This window comes from Kineococcus endophyticus (genome assembly GCF_040796495.1).
Taxonomy (GTDB): Bacteria; Actinomycetota; Actinomycetes; order Actinomycetales; family Kineococcaceae; genus Kineococcus; species Kineococcus endophyticus.
Genome location: NZ_JBFNQN010000008.1, coordinates 46,798 through 67,497, shown reverse-complemented (window position 1 = coordinate 67,497; position 20,700 = coordinate 46,798). Strand labels below are relative to the sequence as shown.

At 75.4% G+C, this 20,700-nt stretch carries 15 protein-coding genes; 11 read left to right on the top strand and 4 right to left on the bottom strand.

What is annotated here, in order from left to right:
* The first annotated feature begins 465 nt into the window (after nt 1–465).
* From AB1207_RS12520 to AB1207_RS12500, 5 genes are all read left to right on the top strand, one after another.
* Nucleotides 466–2,553, top strand: a complete 2,088-nt coding sequence (locus tag AB1207_RS12520) for a hypothetical protein (RefSeq protein ID WP_367638708.1) — start codon at nt 466–468, stop codon at nt 2,551–2,553.
* Complete coding sequence (locus tag AB1207_RS12515; RefSeq protein ID WP_367638707.1) at nt 2,550–3,137, top strand: hypothetical protein; 588 nt, start codon at nt 2,550–2,552, stop codon at nt 3,135–3,137. The genes AB1207_RS12520 and AB1207_RS12515 overlap by 4 nt, the downstream gene beginning before the upstream one ends.
* A gap of 136 nt (nt 3,138–3,273) precedes the next feature.
* Nucleotides 3,274–4,116 carry an EamA family transporter gene (locus tag AB1207_RS12510; RefSeq protein ID WP_367638706.1) on the top strand — a complete coding sequence of 281 codons (843 nt, stop codon included), beginning with the start codon at nt 3,274–3,276 and terminating at the stop codon, nt 4,114–4,116.
* A 98-nt stretch (nt 4,117–4,214) separates the two neighbouring features.
* Nucleotides 4,215–6,569, top strand: a complete 2,355-nt coding sequence (locus tag AB1207_RS12505) for a putative bifunctional diguanylate cyclase/phosphodiesterase (protein ID WP_367638705.1) — start codon at nt 4,215–4,217, stop codon at nt 6,567–6,569.
* Nucleotides 6,566–7,675 (top strand): GNAT family N-acetyltransferase, encoded by a 1,110-nt coding sequence (locus AB1207_RS12500; RefSeq protein WP_367638704.1) that lies wholly within the window; start codon nt 6,566–6,568, stop codon nt 7,673–7,675. Before AB1207_RS12505 ends, AB1207_RS12500 begins: the two co-directional genes overlap by 4 nt.
* On the opposite strand, the gene AB1207_RS12495 is transcribed toward AB1207_RS12500, so the two are convergent.
* Both AB1207_RS12495 and AB1207_RS12490 read right to left on the bottom strand, forming a co-directional pair.
* Complete coding sequence (locus AB1207_RS12495; RefSeq protein WP_367638703.1) at nt 7,654–8,583, bottom strand: M56 family metallopeptidase; 930 nt, start codon at nt 8,581–8,583, stop codon at nt 7,654–7,656. The two genes, AB1207_RS12500 and AB1207_RS12495, sit on opposite strands and share 22 nt — an antisense overlap.
* 42 nt (nt 8,584–8,625) lie before the next feature.
* Nucleotides 8,626–8,997, bottom strand: a complete 372-nt coding sequence (locus AB1207_RS12490; RefSeq protein ID WP_437178933.1) for a BlaI/MecI/CopY family transcriptional regulator — start codon at nt 8,995–8,997, stop codon at nt 8,626–8,628.
* Nucleotides 8,998–9,134: 137 nt separating this feature from the next.
* Here AB1207_RS12490 and AB1207_RS12485 point away from each other — a divergent pair, with 137 nt between their 5' ends.
* Genes AB1207_RS12485 through AB1207_RS12465 form a run of 5 tightly spaced genes read left to right on the top strand, consistent with a single transcriptional unit; the run spans nt 9,135 to nt 16,577 of the window.
* Nucleotides 9,135–10,580, top strand: a complete 1,446-nt coding sequence (locus tag AB1207_RS12485; protein WP_367638701.1) for a cytochrome ubiquinol oxidase subunit I — start codon at nt 9,135–9,137, stop codon at nt 10,578–10,580.
* Nucleotides 10,581–10,614: 34 nt separating this feature from the next.
* Nucleotides 10,615–11,673 carry a cytochrome d ubiquinol oxidase subunit II gene (cydB, locus tag AB1207_RS12480; RefSeq protein WP_367638700.1) on the top strand — a complete coding sequence of 353 codons (1,059 nt, stop codon included), beginning with the start codon at nt 10,615–10,617 and terminating at the stop codon, nt 11,671–11,673.
* The gene (cydD, locus tag AB1207_RS12475) at nt 11,670–15,071 is read left to right on the top strand and encodes a thiol reductant ABC exporter subunit CydD (protein WP_367638699.1); all 3,402 of its coding nucleotides are present in this window, start codon (nt 11,670–11,672) and stop codon (nt 15,069–15,071) included. Before cydB ends, cydD begins: the two co-directional genes overlap by 4 nt.
* 52 nt (nt 15,072–15,123) lie before the next feature.
* Entirely contained in the window at nt 15,124–15,849 is a 726-nt protein-coding gene (locus AB1207_RS12470; RefSeq protein ID WP_367638698.1) for a DUF8692 domain-containing protein, read from the top strand.
* A gap of 17 nt (nt 15,850–15,866) precedes the next feature.
* The gene (locus AB1207_RS12465; protein ID WP_367638697.1) at nt 15,867–16,577 is read left to right on the top strand and encodes a M15 family metallopeptidase; all 711 of its coding nucleotides are present in this window, start codon (nt 15,867–15,869) and stop codon (nt 16,575–16,577) included.
* Between the two features lie 260 nt (nt 16,578–16,837).
* Here the strand turns inward: AB1207_RS12465 and AB1207_RS12460 are convergent, their stop codons facing one another.
* Entirely contained in the window at nt 16,838–17,386 is a 549-nt protein-coding gene (locus AB1207_RS12460; RefSeq protein ID WP_367638696.1) for a glycosyltransferase family protein, read from the bottom strand.
* A gap of 213 nt (nt 17,387–17,599) precedes the next feature.
* Between AB1207_RS12460 and AB1207_RS12455 the strand changes: the two genes are divergently transcribed.
* Complete coding sequence (locus tag AB1207_RS12455) at nt 17,600–19,693, top strand: EAL domain-containing protein (RefSeq protein ID WP_367638695.1); 2,094 nt, start codon at nt 17,600–17,602, stop codon at nt 19,691–19,693.
* Nucleotides 19,694–19,697: 4 nt separating this feature from the next.
* Here AB1207_RS12455 and AB1207_RS12450 read toward each other — a convergent pair whose 3' ends face one another.
* Entirely contained in the window at nt 19,698–20,693 is a 996-nt protein-coding gene (locus AB1207_RS12450) for a glycosyltransferase (RefSeq protein ID WP_367638694.1), read from the bottom strand.
* Between the last annotated feature and the right edge of the window lie 7 nt (nt 20,694–20,700).

The window sequence follows — 20,700 nt, the reverse complement described above, 5'->3', positions numbered from 1 at the left end:
CCTCCGGGTTTCGAACTTGTCGGATCGAGCTGAGCGCTGGGGACTTCGGGCTCTGTTGGCTCAGACACTCCTTCGGCCCTGTGGCCCTGCGTCTTGAGCCCGGACGGGACACCGATCGGTGCCGTCGTCCACCTGCGCCGCACCGGTTCGCGCGGTTGCGCCGACCGGGCCGGGGAACGTCACCCGGACGGCGGTACCGACCCCGCGACGACCACCGACGGTGGCCGCCCGGGCCCGTGAGGCGTGTCCGGGCTTCTAGAGCTGCCCACTCCATCGGCGCAACGCGCCGGCCCCTTGACCGTGCCCCCTCCCCCGACGCCCCGACACGGTGCGTGGTGCGGCTGGGCCGGACGGGTGACGCACGTCCGGACGATCCAGCCGCTCAAGCTCACGGCCGCCCGCGCCGAGGAAGAGCGCAGCCGCACCACCGTCCCCCACCCACTCCAGGACAGGAACACCCACTCCATGGACAGCGCAGAACGTCCCACCGACGCGCCCGCCGCGGGTCCGGCGGAACTGGCCCTCCTGGCCGAGGAGGCCGAGCAGCTGACGGCCGCCGAGCCCTCCGAGCACCGCGCGCAGGTGCTGGGGCAGCTGGCGACCGCCGTGCGCACCGAGGCCGAGGGTGGCGACGGACGGCTGGGCCGCTGGGCCGACGCCGACCTGTTCGACGTCCTCGACGTGGACGCCGCGGTCGCCCCGCTGGAGCTGCGCCGCAGCGTGCTGCGGTCCGGGTCGCTGCGCACCATCCTCGTCTTCGCGCCCGTCATGGTGACGTGGGTCGGTCTGCTCTTCGCCGGCCGCGCCTACGGCCAGATGTCGGCCGCCGGGGAGGCCGCCGACGGTGAGTCGTTCCTGCAGCTGTGGCTCGACGGCTTCGGCGGCCGCACCTTCTTCTCCCTCGACCGCGTCGCCGAGTTCGCCGTCGTCCTCATCGCCGCCGCCATCGCGGTGGCCGTGGCGACCGACCGCCGCCAGCGCGCGGACGAGCTGTCCGCCGCCCGCGCCGACGAGTCCCACCGGCAACTCCTGCGCGGTTTCGCCGCACGCGCCACGCTCGCCCTGGCCCCGCACCGCAGCAACGCCGCCGAGCAGCTCGGCGCGCACTTCGAGCGCGGTCTGACCGAGCTGGGCCGGCTGGTCGCCGAGACCATCCGCCTGCACGCCGACACCAGCGAGCTCGTCGCGACCGTGCGGTCCTCGGCCCAGCACGCGATCACCGCGGCCGAGGCCGCCAACACCGGCGGCGCCGACGTCGCCCGCGCCGCCACCGAGCTCGGCTCCGCCGTCACCGAGGCCGTCTCGCGCCACGGTGAGCTCATCGCCGCCGACCGCGAGCAGCACACCCGCACCCTGGCCGAGTCCACCCGCACCCTCACCGAGCACCTCGAGCAGGTCCGCGCCGGCACCGCCGAGGCGCTGCGCGAGGGGCTGCAGGGCCGCGACCGCGTCCTGTCCGCCGTCGAGGGCGTCTCGGCCGCCGTCGAGGCGCTGAGCACCCAGACGCGGGAGTCCATCACCGAGCTGTCGACGTCGGCGCAGACCATGAGCAAGCACAGCGCCGACTTCGGCGAGGCCGTCACCGGCCACGTCGCCGCCCTGTCGACGACGGCCCGCGAGTCGGTCGAGACCATGCACGCCACCGTCGTCGAGAGCGTCCAGCAGGTCACCCGGATGACCGGAGAGGCCTTCAGCGAGCACGTCTCGGCCTCCGCCGAGCACGCCGCCACGACGATGGAGACGCTGCGCCGCGACGTCGAGCGCACCTCCGAGGCCGCCGAGTCGGCCCTGGGCACCGCGAGCCGCGTCCTGGCCACGGCCGCCGAGGCCGCCGACCGCCGCACCCGCCACGAGGAGCGCCTCGCGGACCTGCTCACCACCCAGAACGAGGTCCTGGACTCCTGGCGGGGCATCGAGAACCGCCTCGTCGAGGCCGCCCACGACATGCGGTCGGTGCCGCGCTGGCTGGAGAAGGTCCAGCACGAGCACGCCGACGCCACCGGCCGCGCCCTGCGCAGCATCGGCTCCACCCTGCGCGAGGACGTCTCCGCCGCGGTCACCCAGACGCTGGCGATGGCCGGTGAGGACCACGTCCGCCAGGTCAACCGGGCCTACCGCGACGCCAGCCGCACCCTGACGCAGGACCTCACCTCCACCCTCAGCCAGTCGCTGAACTCCGAGCTCGGCTCCGTCGTCGACGGCGTCATGGACCAGCTGACCCACCAGGTCGAGGCCCTGCCGGAACGGATCGCCATCGCCTCGGCCCGCCAGCAGCAGCAGCAGCAGCAGCGCCCGGTCGTGCCCGCCCGTCGCCCGGCGCCGCGCCCCGAGCCCCGCCCCGAACCGCGCCCCGAACCGCGTCCGGAGCCCCGCCAGGACGTGCGTCCCGAGCCCCGCCCCGAGCTGCGCGTGCCTCACCCTCAGGCTCAGCCCGAGGCCGTCGTGCGACGCAACGCTCGACCTGACGTCGAGGTCGAGGAGCAGTTCGTCGCGGTCGCGCCGCGCACGCTGCAGGACCTCGCCGCCCGCCGCTACGCGCGGGTGGGCCAGTGAGGCGCCCGGCCCTGCGACCCTCGGCCCGTCTGGGACGCAAGGAGGACGGCACGGTCGGCCTCGCCGGCTGGGTCTTCGCCGACGCCCTCCTGGCCCTGACGATCATCGGGCTCGCCGCCGGGGGGGCCGTCCACGCGGGGGTCGACGCCCCCCGGGCCGCGGCCGCCGTGAGCACCCCCACACCCAGCCCGACCCCCACGCCCGTGCCGACGGTGACCGTCACCGCCCCGGCCCCCGCACCGGACCCGGTCCCCTCGATGCCCGCGGGCGTCGCGCAGGCCCCGGTCGTCCTGGAGGTGCTCGTCGACGGGGCCTCCACCGACGACGCCATCCGCGGCGCCGTCGCCGGGGCGGTCGGTGACCTGGCGGCGCAGAACCGCCGCGCCGCGTTCGTCCTGACCTTCGGGACGGCCGGGGACCCCGGTGCCGGCACGGCCCTGGCCCGCCGGGTCAACGCCCAGCTCGACGCGGCCGCCCCCGGCGTGTTCGCCGGGTCCGCCAAGCGCGACTTCTGGCGCGCGGTCAACGCCCAGTCCCCCCGCCCGGGGATCGTGCAGCTGGAGCTGTACCTCATCCAGCAGTGACCTGTCGGTGATCCAGGGGTGAGGCCCGCCACAGCGGGTGGGTGAACGCTCAAGGGGGCGTGCACGGTGGTCGAGGAGACCCCGTGCACGCCCCCTCGTCGTCCCCCCACCCGTCCCGGCCCGCCCGGCCCGCCCGGTGAGCGCCGGTCTCGCGCTGCTGGCCAGCGCCCTGTGGGGCACGTCGGACTTCCTCGGGGGCAGCGTCAGCCGCCGCCTGCGCGCGGTCCAGGTGCTCGCCGTCTCCCAGGTCCTGTCCGCCCTCGTGCTGCTGGTGTTCCTGCTGGTCACCGGCCAGCTCGCGCACGTGCGGGCCGGCGCGTGGCTCGGCTGGGCCGTGCTGGCCGGGGTGACGTGGGCCGGTGCCATGGGCGCCCTCTACACCGCCCTGGCCCGCGGGACGATGGGCGTCGTCGCCCCGATCGCCTCGTGCGGGATGCTCGTCCCCGTCGCCGCCGCCGTCCTCACCGGCGAACGCCCCGGTGCCGTCGCCCTGGGCGGCGCCGCGCTCGCCCTCGTCGGCGTCGTCGGCACGGCCGGCCCGGAACTGTCCGGGACGCAGCGCACCCCCGCGTCGGCGGTGGGGCTGGCGGCGCTGGCCGCGCTGCTGTTCGGGGTGGAGGTCTACGCCCTGGCCCGGGCCAGCGAGACGTCCGTCGCGGGGGCCCTGCTGGGGATGCGCCTGTCCTCCCTCGTCGTGGTCGTCGCCGCCGCGGCGTTCGTGGTGCGCACCGCTCCCCCCGTGCTCGGCCGCGACCTGCCGCTGCTGCTGGCCCTCGGCGTCCTGGACCTGGCCGCCACGGCGGCCTTCGCCCTCGCCTCGGCCTCCGGGCTGGTCAGCGTCGTGGCGGTGCTGGCCTCGCTGTACCCGGCCGTGACGGTCCTGCTGGCCCGGCAGGTCCACGACGAGCGGCTCAGCCGCCTGCAGACGACCGCGGTGGGGCTCGTGCTCCTCGGCGCCGTGCTCTGCGCGCTGGGCTGACGGGCCGACCAGGTCCCGCAACCGGGACCGACACCCGTTCGGCGGGTCGAGTCGTGCACATGGGCAACCGACACCTCCTGTGACCTTGGAGGTTCGTCGTGAGCTCAACCAGTCGGCACCGGACGGTGCTCCCCGCGCGCTGGCACCGCGTGCTGCACGTCCTGCTGCTGCTCGTGCCCGCGGCCTTCGTCGTGTCCACCGTGCCGGGCGTGCGCGCCACCTCGGGCTACTCGCTGCTCCTGGACGGGGTCCTCAACAACCTCGCCTACGAGTCCGCGGCCGCCCTCTGCCTCGTGCGCACGCTGGCGCTGCAGGGGTCCCGCCGTGGCGGGTACCTGCTCAGCGCGGCGCTCGCCGTGTACGGCTCCGGCAACGTCTTCTGGACCATCGTGGTGCGCCCGATGGCCGACCCGCCCTACCCCTCCGGCGCCGACCTCGGGTTCCTCCTCTTCTACCCGCTCGTCTTCGTCGCCCTCATCCTGCTGGCCAAGCACCGCGACGCCCGGCACACCCGCAGCCTGTGGCTCGACGGGGTCGTCGGCGCCCTGGCCGTCGGGGCCGTCGCCGCCGCGGCCGTCATCGGCCCCATCGTCTCGGCCGAGGGCAGCTGGGCCGCGGTCGCGACGACCTCGGCCTACCCCGCGCTCGACCTCGTTCTGCTGATGGTCCTGGCCGCCGTCCTCGCGCTGTTCGGCTGGCGCCCGCCCAAGGGGCTGTGGCTGCTGGCGGCCGGGCTCGTCGTCTTCGTCGTCGCCGACGTCGCCTACCTGTTCGCCACCGCCCAGGGCACCTACGTCTCCGGCGGGGTCACGGACGGCGTGTGGGTCACCGGCGTCGTCCTCATGGGGTTCACCCCGGGCTGGACGTCGACCCCGACCGGCCCCCGTCTGCCCGCCTGGGCGCTGCTGTCCATCCCCGTCCTGGCCACCACCGTCGCGCTCGGCGTCCTCGTCGTCGACCACCGCTGGCCGTTGCACCCCATCGCCATCGCCGTCGCCGCGGCCACCGTCCTCAGCGCCCTGGCGCGCCTGGTCGTCACCCTGCGCGACGTGACCCGGCTGGCCGAGCACCGCGAGCTCGCCCTGACCGACGAGCTCACCGGTCTGGGCAACCGGCGCGCCCTGTACCGGCGGGGTCCGGAGCTGCTCGCCGCGTGCGCGCCGCAGGAGACGGCGGCCCTGCTCCTGCTCGACCTCGACGGGTTCAAGGAGGTCAACGACAGCCTCGGCCACCAGGCCGGTGACGCGCTGCTGCGCGACATCGCCCGCCGGGTCCGCGACGTCGCGGCGAGCCCGCGGACCGTCGTCGTGCGCCTGGGCGGGGACGAGTTCGCGATCCTGCGCGCCGGCGCCTCCCAGACCGAGGCCCTCGCCCTCGCCGACGACGTCCACACCGCCCTGCACGAGGCGTACGGCCTGGACGGGGTGCAGGTCCGCGCCCGCGCGAGCATCGGCGTCTCGGTGCTGCTCGCGAGCGCCGCGGAGCTGTCGACGCTGCTGCGGCAGGCGGACGTGGCGATGTACCACGCCAAGACGCGCCACCTCGGCAGCTTCGCCTACGTCGCCGACGTCGACGAGTTCGCCTCCGGGGAACGGCTCGAGACCGCCGAGATGCTGCGCGCGGCCATCGAGGAGCGGCGCATGGTCCTGCACTACCAGCCGAAGGTCGACGTCGCCTCGGGTGCGGTGGACAGCGTCGAGGCGCTCGTCCGCTGGCAGCACCCGCGCCGCGGGCTGCTGTTCCCCGACGCGTTCCTGTCCGTGGTGGAGGCGGCCGGGCTCATGGAGGCCATGACCCAGGCCGTCCTGGAGCAGGCGCTGGACCAGGCCGCGGTGTGGTCGGCCGCCGGGCGCCCGCGGGCCGTCGCCGTGAACCTCTCGGCCTCCTCCCTGGGTGACGCCACGCTGCCGGACCGCGTGTGCGCCATGCTCGTCGCGCGCGGGCTGCCGGCGGAGCTGCTGGAGATCGAGATCACCGAGGACTTCCTCATGGCCGACCGCGTCCGCGTCCAGGAGATCCTGGACGGTCTGCGGCGCAGGGGGATCCGGGTCGCCGTCGACGACTACGGCACGGGGTACTCCTCGCTGGCGTACCTGCGCGAGCTGCCCATCGACGACCTCAAGCTCGACAAGTCGTTCCTGTCCGACCTCACCGACGACCCGCGGGCGCTGGCCATCGTCCGCTCGACGATCGGGCTGGCCCACTCCCTGGGCCTGCGCCTGGTCGCCGAGGGGGTCGAGGACGAGGAGACCTGCCGCGAGCTCGCCGCGGCCGGCTGTGACGTCGTGCAGGGCTGGCTGTACGCCAAGGCCCTGCCGGCCGCCGACCTCGAGGACTGGCTGCTCCGGCACGACGCCGGCCTCGCGACCGCGTCCTCCCCCGTTCCCGTCCCCGTTCCCGTTCCCGTTCCCGTTCCCGTTCCCGCCCAGGCTCCGGCCGGAGAGTTCTCGTGAGCATCCCCCAGCAGTACAGCCCCCTCCCCTCCGTCGCGGCCTCGCTCGTGCAGGGCCGCGACGCGGTCCAGGCCCTCCTCGACCACGTCGAGGGAACCCCGTCCCCGGCCGACCCCGTGACCGCCTCCCTGGCCTGGGTCCGTCGCGCGGTGGCCACCGCCCCGCCCGCCGCCGTCTGGGCCGTGACCGTCCGCGACGGCGCCGCCTGGGGGCTGGCCGTCCTCCAGGACACCCGCGAACGGGCCGCCCGCCACGGGCAGGACGGGACGCGCACCGACCTGCTGAGCGGGGGCGGCGGGTACCGCAGCGGGGTGCTGACCAGCCCGGGGGCCCGAGGCGCCCAGGACTTCGCGCGTGCGGCCCTGGCCCTGGCCGGCCCCCTCGGCGCGGCGCTGGCCGACGGCGCCGACCGGCGCGGGACGGACCTGGCGCTGACCGGGCTGCCCGACACCCCGGCCGTGCGCGCGCTCGCGGTCGCGGCCGGCGCCCAGGTCGGCGCCGAACTGCCCGTCCCCGTGGTCGAGCGCCCCGCGCCCGGAGCCCACCTCGTCAGCGCCGGGATGCGCAAGAACCTGCGCAAGAACGCGAACCGGCTCGCCACCGACGGCGTCACGGCGGAACTGGTCCTGAGCCGGGACCCGGACGTCTTCGCCGCGACGCTGCCGGAGATCGAGGCCGCCTACCGCGACCGCGACGCCGCACACGGTCTGGCCTGCCCGCTGGACACTCCCGCGGGCCGGCGCACGTGGCTGGACCGGCTCGCGGCGCTGGGCGAGGTGGACCGCCGCGAACTGGCGACGCTGCGGCTGGACGGGGACCTCGCCGCTTACGTCGTGGGGGTGCCGGGCCAGGGCCGCTACGGCGTCTTCGAAGGACGCTTCGTGACGCGGTGGGCTCGCTACTCCCCCGGCCGGGTTCTCGAGCACGCCGTCCTGCAGCACGCGTTCGCGGACCCGACCACGCAGGTCGTGGACTGGATGACCGGGGTGGCGCCGGAGACGCTGCTGACGGTCAGCCGCTTCGAACCGCGGGTCGGCGTGCACCGCCCGGTCGCCGGGGACGCACGGCGTCCCCTCGTCGCCGCTCAGCCGGCCAGCGCGCGGTAGCTGGCCTCCAGCCAGGGGACGGCGATGGCCAGCGTGGGCCCGCCGAGCACCACGGCGGCCGTGGCGTAGGTCGCGACGGACAGGCCCCGTCGCGGGGGGCGGGCCGCCAGGCGGCGCACGCGGGCCAGGGCCGCGGAGCCGACCGGCATCTCCCGGCCGGGTTCGTCGGTGCCGGCCAGGGCCACCAGCGCGCGCGCCAGCGGCTGCGAACCGGCCCGGCGGCGGGCGGCGTCGTCGGCGAGCATCTCGACGAGCAGGCGCACCGAGTCCAGCGCGGCCTGGCTGGAGACGAACCGCGGGAACGCGGCGTGCAGGGCGGTGAAGCCCTCCAGGACGAGGTCGTGCCGGGCCCGCAGGTGGGCCCGCTCGTGGGCCAGGACGGCCCGCACCTCCTCGGCGGTCAAGGACGCGAGCATCGCGTCGGAGACGACGACGCGGGAGCGGACGCCGGGGACGCAGTAGGCGACGCGGCCCGGTCCGGACAGGACCCGCACCCCGGTCCCGGACAGCAGCGCGGCGTCGACCTCGGAGACGGACTCGTTGCGGTGCAGCAGGTCCACCAGGTCACGGTGCCGGTTGCGGCGGCGGCGGGTGCGGATCCCCACGAGGGTCGCGACCACCCAGAACCGGACGGTGACGATGGCGACGAGGGCCGAGCCGAGGCCGATGAGCGTCGTCTGCACCACGCCGTGCCGTTCCAGGAACGGGAACCCCGGTTCCTCGGTGAACAGCAGGGACAGCGAGGCCAGGCCCGCCCCCAGGGTCGCCAGGACGGCGCCGAGCGCGATGGCCTGCCAGAGCACCAGAGCGGCGCGGGGGACCTGCCAGGTCCACCGCGCACGCGCCAGGAGCGCCGGGACGGGACCCGCCAGGAGCAGCGCCAGTGCTGCGAACCAGACGGCTGTCACGGTCCGAACCTACGGCGTCCGGGGCCGGGTGGTGTGCACGGCTCAGGCGGTGGGGGTGGCGTTCCCCCGCTCGGGTGCCCCACCGTTCGACACGGCGTCGAGCGCCTCGCGCAGCGCAGCGGCCTCCGCGGGGGAGACACCGCCGATGAAGTGGACGAGGGCGGCCTGCCGGTCGTCGACCGAGGGGACGCCGCCGAGGGCGTCGAGCATGAGCTCGGCGACCATCTGCTCGCGGGAGGCGACGGGGGTGTAGCGGAAGGCCCGACCCTCGCGCTCCTGGCGCACGACGTGCTTCTTGGCGAGGCGGTCCAGCACCGTCATGACGGTCGTGTAGGCGATCTTGCGGTGCTCGGCGAGCTGCTCGTGGACCTCGCGCACGGTCAGCGGCTCACCGGCCGCCCACAGGCGGTCCATGACGTCGCGTTCGAGTTCTCCCAGGGCCACAGGTAGATGTTACGTCAAACACACTGCCGAACGCGAGCCGTCGTACTACCGATGCAAGTACTACAGTTGGTCGTAGTACGACAGGACGTCGTAGGAAGGCGGAGGACGTGACCATCGAGGACCTCACCCGGCTCCAGTTCGCGGTGACGACGCTCTACCACTACCTCTTCGTGCCGCTGTCGATCAGCCTGGCGCTGTTCACCGCCCTGCTGCAGACCGCGCACCTGCGCCGCGTCCGGCGAGGGAACACCGACGACACGTTCGGGCGCCTGTCCCTCCTCGTCGGCAAGCTGCTCATGACGACCTTCGCCGTCGGCGTCGTCACCGGACTGGTCCAGGAGTTCCAGTTCGGCCTGTCCTGGAGCTCCTTCGCCCGGTTCTACGGCGACGTGTTCGGCCCCACCCTCGCCGTGGAGGGGATGCTCGCCTTCTTCCTCGAGGCGACGTTCCTCGGCCTGTGGTGGTTCGGCCGCGACCGGTTGCCGGCCCTGGTCCACCTCGCCACCATCTGGATCGTCGCGGTCGGCACGGCGATCAGCGCGTTCGTCATCCTCGCGGCGAACTCCTTCATGCAGAACCCCGTCGCCTACACGATCGACGCGCAGACCGGCCGTGCCCGGCTCGGCAGCTTCTCGGAACTGCTGTTCAACGAGGTGAACCTCGCGGCGTTCCCGCACACCTACGCCGGGGCCGTCATGGCCGGTGGCGCCCTCGTCATGGCCGTCGGCGTGTGGCACCTGCTGCGCGGCGACTACGCCGAGGACACCCGCGAGTTCGCGGCCTTCCGCACGCTGTCGCGGTTCGGGGCCTGGGCCCTGCTGGCCGGCGGCGGCCTCGTCGCCCTCAGCGGCGACGTCCTGGGCAAGGTCATCACCCAGGTGCAGCCCATGAAGATGGCCGCGGCCGAAGCGTTGTACCGGACCACGACCGGCGCCCCGTTCTCGATCTTCTCCTACGCCCCGCCGGGAAGTGACAAGCCGACGTTCTCCCTGGAGGTCCCGGGGTTCCTGTCGTTCCTGGCCAAGGGTTCGTTCTCGGCCCAGGTGCTGGGCACCAAGGACCTGCAGGACGCCTACGTCGCGCAGTTCGGCCCCGGCGACTACGTGCCGTGGATCCCGGTCGCGTTCTGGAGCTTCCGGCTCATGATCGGCGTGGGCATGTTCGCCGTCGTCGTCGCCGCCGCCCACCTGTGGGTCACGCGGAAGTCCCGCGTCCTGCGTCCGGACCGGCGCCTGGCCCAGGGGCTGCTGTGGTCGGTCGGCCTGCTGCCGCTGCTGCCGCTGGCTGCGAACTCCTTCGGCTGGATCTTCACCGAGACCGCCCGCCAGCCGTGGCTGGTGTTCGGGTTGTTCAAGACCGCCGACGGGGTCTCCCCCGGCCTGACCTTCGCCGAGGTCGCCGCCTCCCTGGCCGCGTTCACTGTCGTCTACGGCGCCCTGGCCGTCGTCTGGGTCAAGCTCGCGGTCCGCCTGGTCCGCAAGGGGTTGCCCGAGATCCCGGCGCCCGCGCCGACCGAACGGGCCGCGGACGACGAGTTCGTCACCACCTACTGAGTCCACCACCTCGTCAGTTCAGAAGGGACCCGTCGTGGAACTGTCCGTCCTGTGGTTCGGGATCGCCGTCCTGGCCTGGGTGCTGTTCTTCGTCCTGGAGGGCTTCGACTTCGGCGTCGGCTTCCTCGGCCCCCTGCTGGGGCGCACCGAGGCCGAGCGCGGCGCCGCCGTCCGCACCGTCGGGCCCGTCTGGGACGGCAACGAGGTGTGGCTCGTGGCCGCGATCGGCGTCACGTTCGCGGCGTTCCCCGACTGGTACGCGGCACTCCTCTCCGGGTTGTACCTGCCGATGATCGCGCTGCTGCTCCTGCTCGCCGTGCGGGGGGTCGCCATCGAGTTCCGCGGCAAGCACGACACCGCACGCTGGCGGAACCGGTGCGACGCCGCCCTGGCCGCGAGTTCCCTGCTCCTGGCCGGCACCTGGGGCGCGGTCCTGGGGGTCCTCGTCTCGGGCCTGGCCCTGTCCCCCGGCGGCGAGGTCCACGTGCAGGGCTGGCTGGGCGGCCTGGGCCGGTCCCTGGACCCGCTGTTCGGGCCGTGGGCCGTGCTCGGCGGGTTCGCCGGCGTCCTGCTGACCACGGTGCACGGCGCGACGTTCCTCGCCCTGCGCACGACCGGCGTCCTGCGGCAGCGGGCCCGTCGCCTGACGATCGCGACCGCACCGGCCCTCCTGGTCGTCGCGCTGGCGCTGTTCATCGCCGCCGGGCACGCGGTCGTCGCCGCCGCGGCCGCCCTGCTCGCCGTCGCCGCCGTCGCCGCCTGGCGCCGGGCCGAGGCCCTCGCGTTCGCGGCGACGACCCTGGCCGTCGCCGGTAGCGTCGTCGCGGTGTTCACCGCCCACCTGCAGACCGGCGCGGGCACCGGCGCGTGGGTCCTGCTGCGCAGCACCCTCGGGCCCTCCGGGGACGTCACGCTCGGTGCGGCTGCCGCCTCCCCCGCTGCGCTGCACCTCATCACGGTGGCCGGTGTCGTCATCCTGCCCGGGGTGCTCGCCTACCAGGCGTGGTCCTACTGGGTGTTCCGCCGCCGCGTCGCCAGCGGCCCCTCGCGGCGCACCGCCCGCCCGGCCGCGGTGGGCCGAGCCGCCCGGTGAGCACCGCACACCGCCCGCGCGGACCCGTCGACCCCCGGCTGCTGCGGCACGCCCGGCCGGCGCGCGCGGGCATCGCGGCCATCGGTGCCGCCGAGGCGGCCGGTGCCGGCGCCCTCGTCCTGCAGGCCGTGGCGCTCGCCGACGTCGTGGTGTCCCTGTGGCACCGCACGGATCCGGCCGCGGGTCTCCGGCTGCTGCTGGTGGCCGTCGCCGCCCGCGTCCTGGCCTCCTGGGCGGCGACGAGGCTGGCGCAGCGGACCGCGAGCGCCGTGCGCGACGACCTGCGGGTCCGGGTGCTCGACCGGGCGCTGCGGCTGGGTCCGGCGTGGGTGGAGCGGTTCGGCCGGGGCCGGCTGGCGGCGCTGCTGACGCAGGGGCTGCCGTCCCTGGACGGCTGGTTCACGCGGTACCTGCCGGCCCTCGTGCCCGGGGTGCTGCTGCCGCCGGTGGTGCTGGTGCTGCTGGCCCTCACCGACCTCGAGTCCGCGGTGACGGTGCTCCTGACGCTGCCCCTGGTCCCGGTGTTCGCCGTGCTGCTGGGCAAGGCGACGCAGGCGCGCGCGGACCGGCAGTGGCGCACGCAGCGGACGCTGGCCGCGCACTTCCTCGACACCGTCCGCGGCCTGCCGACGTTGCGCGCCCACCGGCGGGCGCAGCGGCAGGTCGCGGCCGTCGCGGCGACGACGGACGCCCACCGCCGCGCGACGCTGTCGGTGCTGCGGGTGGCCTTCCTGTCCTCCACGGCCCTGGACCTCGTCGGGACGCTCTCGGTGGGCCTGGTCGCGGTGACGGCGGGGATGCGGCTGGCCGGGGGGACGCTGGACCTGCACACCGCGGTCCTCGTCATCCTGCTGGCCCCGGAGGCGTACCGGCCGCTGCGGGAGGTCGGCGCGCGGTTCCACGACACCGCCGACGCGACCGCGGTCGTCGACGACGTCGACGCGGTGCTCACCGCTCCCCTGCCGCGGCGCGGCGTCCCCTCGCCGGCCGCGGGGGTCCGGCTGCGGGCGGTGGGCGTGCGGCGCGAGGACGGCACGGCGGTCGTGGACGGGGTCGACCTCGACGTCGTCCCCGGCGAGCTGCACGCCCTCGCCGGGCCGAGCGGGGCGGGCAAGACGACCGTGGCCCGTGTCGCGGCGGGGGTGCTCGTCCCCGACGACGGCACCGTCGAGCTCCCCGCGTCGGTGGCGCACCTGCCCCAGCGACCCGAGTTCGGCCACGCGGTGACGGTGGCGGACGCCGTCCGCGCCGGCCGCGAGACCACCGACGAGCAGGTCCGCAGTGTGCTGGCCGAGGTGGCCGCCGCCGACCTGGACCCGGCCACCCCGCTCGGGGAGCACGCGGCGGGCCTGTCGGCCGGTCAGCGTCAGCGGGTGGCCCTGGCCCGGACGGTGCTCTCGGCGCGCCTGGGCGCGCGGGTGCTGGTGCTGGACGAGCCGACCGCCCACCTCGACCCGGTCGCCGAGGCGGCCGTCGTCGCGACCCTGCGGTCCCTGGCCCACGACGACGGGCTCGCCGTCCTCGTCGTCGCCCACCGCCCCGCCCTCCTCGCCGCGGCCGACCGCACCACCACCCTCGCCCGCCCCCTCCCCCCGGCCCCCGACTCCCACGTGGAAAACACTCTTTCCGCCCCTCCAGGGGCGCCATCGGGGGCGGAAGTCGTGCTCTCCGCCCCCGCCGAGCCGGCCCGTCGCGGCCGGTGGGCGGGTGCCCTGGCGGTCGCGACCGGCGTCGTCGCCGTCCTGGCCGGCCTGACGTTGACGGCCGCCGCGACGTGGCTGCTGGTGACGGCCGCCGACCGCCCACCCGTGCTGACCCTGTCGGTGGCGGCCGTGGTCGTGCGCGCCAGCGCCACGGCGCGGCCCCTGCTCGTCTACGCCGAGCGGCTGCTGAGCCACGACGTCGCCTTCGCCCGGCTCGCGCGGTGGCGCTCCGACGTCGTCGCCGCCCTCGTGCCGAGGCTGCCGGGTCCGTTGTCCCGCAAGCGGTCCGGACGCTCGGGCGAACTGCTGGTCCAGCTCGCCGACGACGTCGACGCCCGCGTGGACGGGGTCCTGCGGGCCCGGCACCCGGCGACCGTCACGGTCGTCGCCGTGCTGCTGGCTCTGGCGGCGCTCACCGCGCTGCACCCGCTGCTCGCGCTCGCCGCCGTCCCCGGGCTGCTGGTGGCGGTGGTCGGCGCACCGGCCGTCGCCGCGGCCGCCGAGCGCCGCGAGGGGGCGGACGGGGATGCGCACCGCACCGGTACGGGCGCGCTCAGTGCGGCCACCGTGGAGGTCCTCGACGCCGTCGAGGACCTCCAGACGCTGCCGGCCGAGGACGCCCTGGACACGCTGCGGCACAGGCAGTCCGTCGTGGCCGCGGCCGACCGGCGACGCGCGCGGGCCGCCGCCGCGACCGCCGGGCTGACCGCCGCGGGCGCCGGCCTCGTGGCCCTGGGGACCGCGGCCGTCGCCGGACGTCTGGTCGGGACGGGGGGCACCCCCGTCGCGTGGACCGCGGCCGCGGTGCTGGCCGGGGTGGTGCTCGCCGACGCCGCCCGTGGCCTGCCCGACGCCGCGCGGGCCGCCGTCCGCGCCCGGCGCGCCCGGCAGCGGGAGACGGCGCTGCTGGACACCTCCGTCCCGGCCGTTGAACCCACTGCGCCACGACCGCTCGCGCCGCCGTCGCCGACCGTCCTGAGCCTGCGGGGCGTGCGGGCGGACTGGGACCCCGCGGCCGTCGACCCCTGCCTCGACCTCGTGGACCTCGAGCTGCGCGCCGGGGAGGTCGTCGCGGTCCGCGGGCCGTCCGGTTCGGGGAAGTCGACCCTGGCCGCGGTGCTGCAGCGCTTCCTCGACCCGGTGGACGGCCGGGTGCTGCTCGACGGTGTCGACGCCGGTGACCTGGCCGGGGACGACGTCCGGTCGGTCGTCGGCCGGGTCGGCGACGACGAGCACGTCTTCGCGACCTCGGTCCGGCAGAACCTGCTGCTGGCCGCCCCGGACCGCTCCGACGACGAGCTCCTCGCGGTGCTGGACCGGGTCCGGCTCGGTGAGTGGTTCCGCGCGCTGCCCCGGGGGCTGGACTCCCGTGTGGGCGACGGCGGCGCACCCTTGTCCGGCGGGGAGCGCCGTCGGCTGGCGATGGCCCGCGCCCTGCTGGCCGACGTGCGGGTGCTCGTGCTCGACGAGCCGTCCGAGGGTCTGGACGTGGAGACGGGACGCCAGCTCGTGGCCGACCTGCTCGACGCCCGGTCCGGTCGCAGCGTCCTGCTGCTCGCGCACCGCGAGGAGGGCGTGGACCGGGCCGACCGTGTGCTGGACCTGCGAGACGGGAAACTGGTCGCGGCTCCGGAAGTCACCCGTTCGGCCCACGGTTCCGGGTTCACCACTGGTTCATCCGTGGTTAACCTGTGACCCCGCCCACCGCCAGAGTTCCCGGCACCGGGCTCGACGGGGGGTCCCCGCGATGCTTCGAGTCACCGTCCGACCACGCCACCTGTTCCTCGTCCTGCTGGGGGCGGCCGTGGTGCTGTCGGCCCTCAGCTACCTGTTCCTGCTGCTGACGGTGGCGTTCGGCGTCGACGCCGGGGCGGTCGTGTCGGCCCGCAAGTTCGTCGACGTGAACGCCGAGACGAACCTGCCGTCGTGGTACTCCGCGGTCCTGCTCACCGTCACCGGTCTGGTGACGTTCGAGGTGGGGCGTCAGGCGCTCGTCGAGGGCCGCCGCTGGGCCTGGCACTGGATGGTCCTGGGGGCCGGGTTCTGCTACCTGTCCCTGGACGAGCTCGTGGCGCTGCACGAGCGGTTCGTCGGACCGATGACCGCGGTCGTCGGTGATTCCGGGGTGTTCAAGTACGCCTGGGTCGCCGCCGCGCTGCCCGCGGTCGTCCTCGTCGCGCTGTTCTACGCGCGGTTCCTGCTGGCCCTGCCCCGCCGGACCGCGGCCCTCGTCCTGCTGGCCGGCGCGTTGTACGTCGGCGGTTCCGTCGGCCTGGAGATGGTGGCGAACGCGCTGTCGGACAGCGGGTTCAGCGAGCAGGGTCTGCTGCTCGGGACGCTGCAGACCGTCGAGGAGGCCTGCGAGATGGTCGGCCCGGCGCTGTTCCTCGCCGTCGTCGCGGGGGTCTCGCAGCAGGCCCGGACGGTCGACGTGACGAGCGCGTCGTCGACGTCCCCGGTGCGCGCCGCCTGACGGGGTAGCGTGCGGCGATGCGAGCAGTGAGGTTCCGCCTACGCAGCGCAGTCATCGCCGTGCCCCTGCTGCTGGGGGCCTGTGCGGTACCCGTCGCGACGGAACCCTCCGGCCCCCCGTCGGCGCACGTCACCCGCCAGGCCCGCCCGGTCCAGACCCCGGTGACGCCGGCGTTCACCTCGTCGGTGGCGCCCGTGACGGCCGCGGAACTGTCCGCGTCCTGGCGACCCGGGTGCCCCGTCGCGCCGGAGAAGCTGCGGACGGTCACGGTGTCCTTCGTCGACTTCGCCGGCGCCCCCTCGACGGGACGGCTCGTCGTCCACGCCGACGTGGCCGCCGCCGTCGTCGCGGTGTTCGCGCAGTTGTACGCCCAGCGCTTACCCGTCGCCCGGATGGAACCCGTCGAGGCGTTCGGCGGCTCGGACGACGCCTCGATGGCCGCGGACAACACCTCGGCGTTCAACTGCCGCCGAACGACGGGCGGCACGGGTTTCTCGGAGCACTCCTACGGCACGGCGATCGACCTCAACCCCGTCGAGAACCCCTACGTCAAGGGCACCACCGTGCTGCCCGCCGCCGGTCGCGCGTTCGTCGAGCGGCGACCGGGCCGAGGGGTCGTCCTGGCCGGCGACCCCGTCGTGCGGGCCTTCGCCGACCACGGGTTCTCGTGGGGCGGGGAATGGTCGTCGCTGAAGGACTACCAGCACTTCTCCGTCTCGGGGGACTGACGTCTCAGCCGAGCAGTCCCCCACGTCGGCGTCCTCGGACGTCGTGGGACAGGGTCGGGGTCTGGAGCACCTGCCCGTCGGCTCACCCGGCGCGCGGCGTCTCCGGAAGCTGCTCGACCTGCTCCCCGGTCAGCCCCGGACCCACGCCGGTGTGCGACTCGACCAGCTGCTCGGACACGTGACGACCTCCCGGGGGTGCCTCCAGGCCAGCCGCGGCCACCGCGGCGGGGCCGCGCACCACGCACCGGCCCCGCCGCGCGTCAGACCCGGTCGAAGACTCCGCGCTGCCGCGGGACGCTGGCGGTGGTGGCGACGGGCTGGCGGACGGTCAGCAGCGCGCTCGGCACCTCGGGGACGTCGCCGGTGCGGCGCGTGCCCGAGGCGGCCTTGTGCAGCAGCCGCGCCGAGCGGTGGGTGCCGCGGACGACGTCGTCGACCCGGACGGACATGGCGGGGACGTCGGTGGCGCGGTGCAGCAGGTCGCGCAGCTCCTCGGTGGAGGCCGTGACCCGCTCACCGGCGAGGACGCACAGCGCCCAGTCGGACCCGACGTGGGCCAGCGCCGCCTCCTGGGCGCGCTCGCGGTCGTCGGCCCAGAAGCCCGAGACGACCGTGACGGCGGGGTGCAGCGTGGCCGCGAAGGCGGGGCTGCCGGGGGCGATGTGGTCGGCGGTGTCGTAGACGACGACCTCGTCGGCGACGTCCACGAGACCGCGCAGGTCCTGCTCGAGCGCGGGTGCGAGGGCACCGGTGTCGGTGGTGCCCTGCAGCACGAGGCACGCGGCGAGCGTGGTGCGGGTGGTCGGCATCGGGTCTCCCGGTGGTCTCCTGCGGTGCGTGGCGAGCTGTTCCCCACTGTCCACTTCCATCGGTCGGCACACGCGAAGCGTTTCGTCCGTCACACTCCTTTTACGCAGCGTTGACATCCTGGAAGCGTTCGCCCACGCGGTGGACGAATTCTCAAGCACTTCGGAAGGGGATCCGATCACGTGCACGTGTCCCCGTCCGTCCCCTCCGCGCCCGTGAACGCGGTGGACTTCGTCGCCGTCGCGCAGCGCGCCCTGCGCGACCTCGCCGACCGCGCGGGGCTGCGCAGCTGGTGGATCGGACGCACCGAGGGGCCGGACCAGGTGCTCGTCGCCGCCCTGGACCCCGTCCTCGGCGTCCAGGTCGGCGACGCGCTGCCGTGGGCCGACACGCACTGCCGCCGCGTGGTCGAGCAGGGCGCGCACCCGCTGTCCCTGGCGATGCCGCGGTGGCCGGACTCCCTGGCCGACCGCCCCGGGACCGTCGAGGGGGTGCCCGTCTCCGTCGTCAGCGTGCCCCTGACCTCGCCCGACGGGCGGGTCCTGGCGACGTTGTGCGGCATCGGCGAGGGGGAAGGCACCCGGCTGCCCGGGCTGTTGGACAGCATCCGGTTGCAGGGTGACCTGCTGGGGGCACTGCTCGCCGCCGAGCTCGAGCTCGCCGACCGGACCCGCGCGGACCGGCACGCCGCCGTCGACGGCCGGGTCGACGAGGTGACCGGGATCGCGACGCTGCCCGCCTGGCAGGAGGCCCTGGCCGCCGAGGAGCAGCACGCCGCCCGGCACGCCGTCCCCGTCTCGCTGGTGCTGCTCGAGGTGCAGGGGCTGGCCGAGGTCAACGCCGAGCTCGGGCTGCCCGCCGGGGACGCCCTCCTGCACCGCGCCGCCGGGGCCGCCACGGCGCGGTTGCGGGACGGCGACCTCATCGCCCGCACCGCGCCGGACCGGTTCGGGCTGCTGCTGCCGGGGACGGACGCGACCGGGGCCGCCGCCCTCACGGAGCGGCTGCGCACCGCGCTGGCCGCCGACGGGATCGGCACCCGGACCGGGCACGCGACGCGCTCGTACGAGACGACCCTGTTCGCGACGTGGGCGAGCGCCGAAGAGCGCCTGGTCGCCGACGTGCCGACGACACCGCACCGCCGGCCGGCCCCCGCTCCCCCCGCCCCCGGCCGCAGTCCCCTGGACGCCCTCCTCGACCTCGCCCGGCGCCAGCTGGGCGCCGACATCGCCTTCATCACGACCATCGAGGGCGAACGCCGCCTCATCCGCAACGTGGCCTGCCCGCGGACGGTCCCGTACGTGCCGGGCATGCCGGCCGCCCAGGACGACGGGCTGTGCGACCGGGTCGTCGCCACCGGCCGGCCCTTCGTGGTGCCCGACCTGGGCGTCCCCGCGTTCGAGCAGTCCTCGGCGCGGGCGGCGGGCGCGCGGACGTACGTCGGCATCCCGTTGCGGCGACGCGACGGCTCGCTCTACGGGACGCTGTGCGCCCTGTCCCGCCAGCCCGACCCCGGGTTGCGCGACCGCGACGCCGAGGTCCTCATCGCCGTCGCCGACGCCGTCATGGAACTCGTCGAGGAGGAGGACGGGGCGCGCCGGCTGCGGCGGGCGCGACTGGCACGGCTCGCCGACCTCGACGCCTCCGGCGGCCCCGTCGTCGTCTACCAGCCCGTCGTCGACCTCGTCTCCGGCGCCACCGTCGGCGCCGAGGCGCTCAGCCGGTTCCCCGCGGGAACCCCGAGCCCCGACCGCTGGTTCGCGGACGCCGCCGAGGTCGGCGCCGGGGAGGACCTGGAACTGTCCGCCCTCGACAACGCGCTCCAGGGGCTGCCCCACCTGCCGGGTTTCCTCGCCCTCAACGTCTCCCCCTCCACCATCACGACGCCGGGTTTCCTACGGCGCCTGCAGGCGCTGCCGCTGGACCGCGTCGTCGTCGAGATCACCGAGCACTCCGCCGTCGCGGACTACACGGCCCTCCTGCAGGCGCTCGAGCCGTTGCGCCGCAACGGCCTGCGCATCGCCGTGGACGACACCGGAGCGGGGTACGCGTCGTTGTCGCACGTCCTGGCGGTGCTGCCGGACTTCATCAAGCTCGACATCTCCCTCGTGCGCGGCATCGACGCCGACACCTCCCGCCGGGCCCTGGCCGCCGGCCTCGTGACGTTCGCGCAGGCCACCGGCGCGCGGATCATCGCCGAGGGGATCGAGACGGCCGCAGAACTCGCGGTGCTGCGGGAGCTCGGGGTGGGGTTGGGGCAGGGGTACCACCTCGCGCGGCCCGCGCCGTTGCGGATCGCGGCGGCCTGAACCGTCAGCCCGTCGCGGCCTCCCGGCACAACCGGCGCAGGACGTCGAGGGCCACCGGATCGTGGCGCCGGCCCGCCGTGTCGACGATCGTCGTCAGCCCGTCGAGTTCGGCCAGAGCGTCACGCGTCCGACCCTGCTGCGCCAGGCCCTGCGCCCGCAACCACCGGCAGTACCGGGGGTCGACGCCCGCTAGGACGAGCTGGTCGGCCAGCACGATGCCCAGTCCGGCCTCCCCGGCCCCCAGCAGGACACGGGCGAGGTAGTCGGTCGCCTGGCACCACGACGGACCGGACGCGACCAGCTCGCGCACCACCTCGAAGGCGTCCACGGCCCGCTGACGGTCGCCCGCACCGAGCGCCGACCTGCCCAGGTCGAGCGCGGCACCGGCGAGCTGCTCGGCGGTGGCCCCGGGCCGGGTGCGCAGCTGCTCGAACTCCCCGACTGCCAGCCGGAGGTTGCGTTCGCCCTTGCGGCGGCGCGCGCCCTCGTCGGCGTACCCCCGGTGGTCCAGCCGTGCGACGTCGCGCGGCAGTTCCCCGGGCGCTTCGTCGCGGTGCGCGGGGTGGCCGACCTGCTCGTGCACCCGGCCGTTCCAGACCGCCCCCTCACGCCGGAACAACCGCACCGCGGAGAACTCGTAGTCCCGTCCCCCGTCCGCCCCGAGGTTGCGCACGCAGACGGCCAGCGTCCTCCCGGGTTCGTGGGACAGACTGCGGCGCAGCGCACCTCCGCCGGCGACGAGGACCTCGTCGGCGTCCACGCTGAGGACCCACTCCCCCCGCGCGGCGGCGAGGACCGTGTTCCGGGCGGCGGCGAAGTCGTCGGTCCACGGAGCCTGCGACGACCGGACACCGGGTCGCCCCCGCAGCAGCTCCCACGTGCCGTCGACCGAACCGGTGTCGAGGACGACGACCTCGTCCACGACGCCGACCAACGCGTCCAGGCAGGGCCCGAGCGTGTCGGCGGCGTCGCGGACGATGAGGCACGCGCTGAGCTGCACGGTGCGA

What these genes read in the sequence shown, in the direction of transcription:
- AB1207_RS12520 (WP_367638708.1), top strand. Translation starts at nt 466, where the DNA reads ATGGACAGCGCAGAACGTCCCACCGACGCGCCCGCCGCGGGTCCGGCG.
- AB1207_RS12490 (WP_437178933.1), bottom strand. Translation starts at nt 8,997, where the DNA reads ATGGACCGCCTGTGGGCGGCCGGTGAGCCGCTGACCGTGCGCGAGGTC.
- AB1207_RS12470 (WP_367638698.1), top strand. Translation starts at nt 15,124, where the DNA reads ATGCTTCGAGTCACCGTCCGACCACGCCACCTGTTCCTCGTCCTGCTG.
- AB1207_RS12465 (WP_367638697.1), top strand. Translation starts at nt 15,867, where the DNA reads ATGCGAGCAGTGAGGTTCCGCCTACGCAGCGCAGTCATCGCCGTGCCC.
- AB1207_RS12460 (WP_367638696.1), bottom strand. Translation starts at nt 17,386, where the DNA reads ATGCCGACCACCCGCACCACGCTCGCCGCGTGCCTCGTGCTGCAGGGC.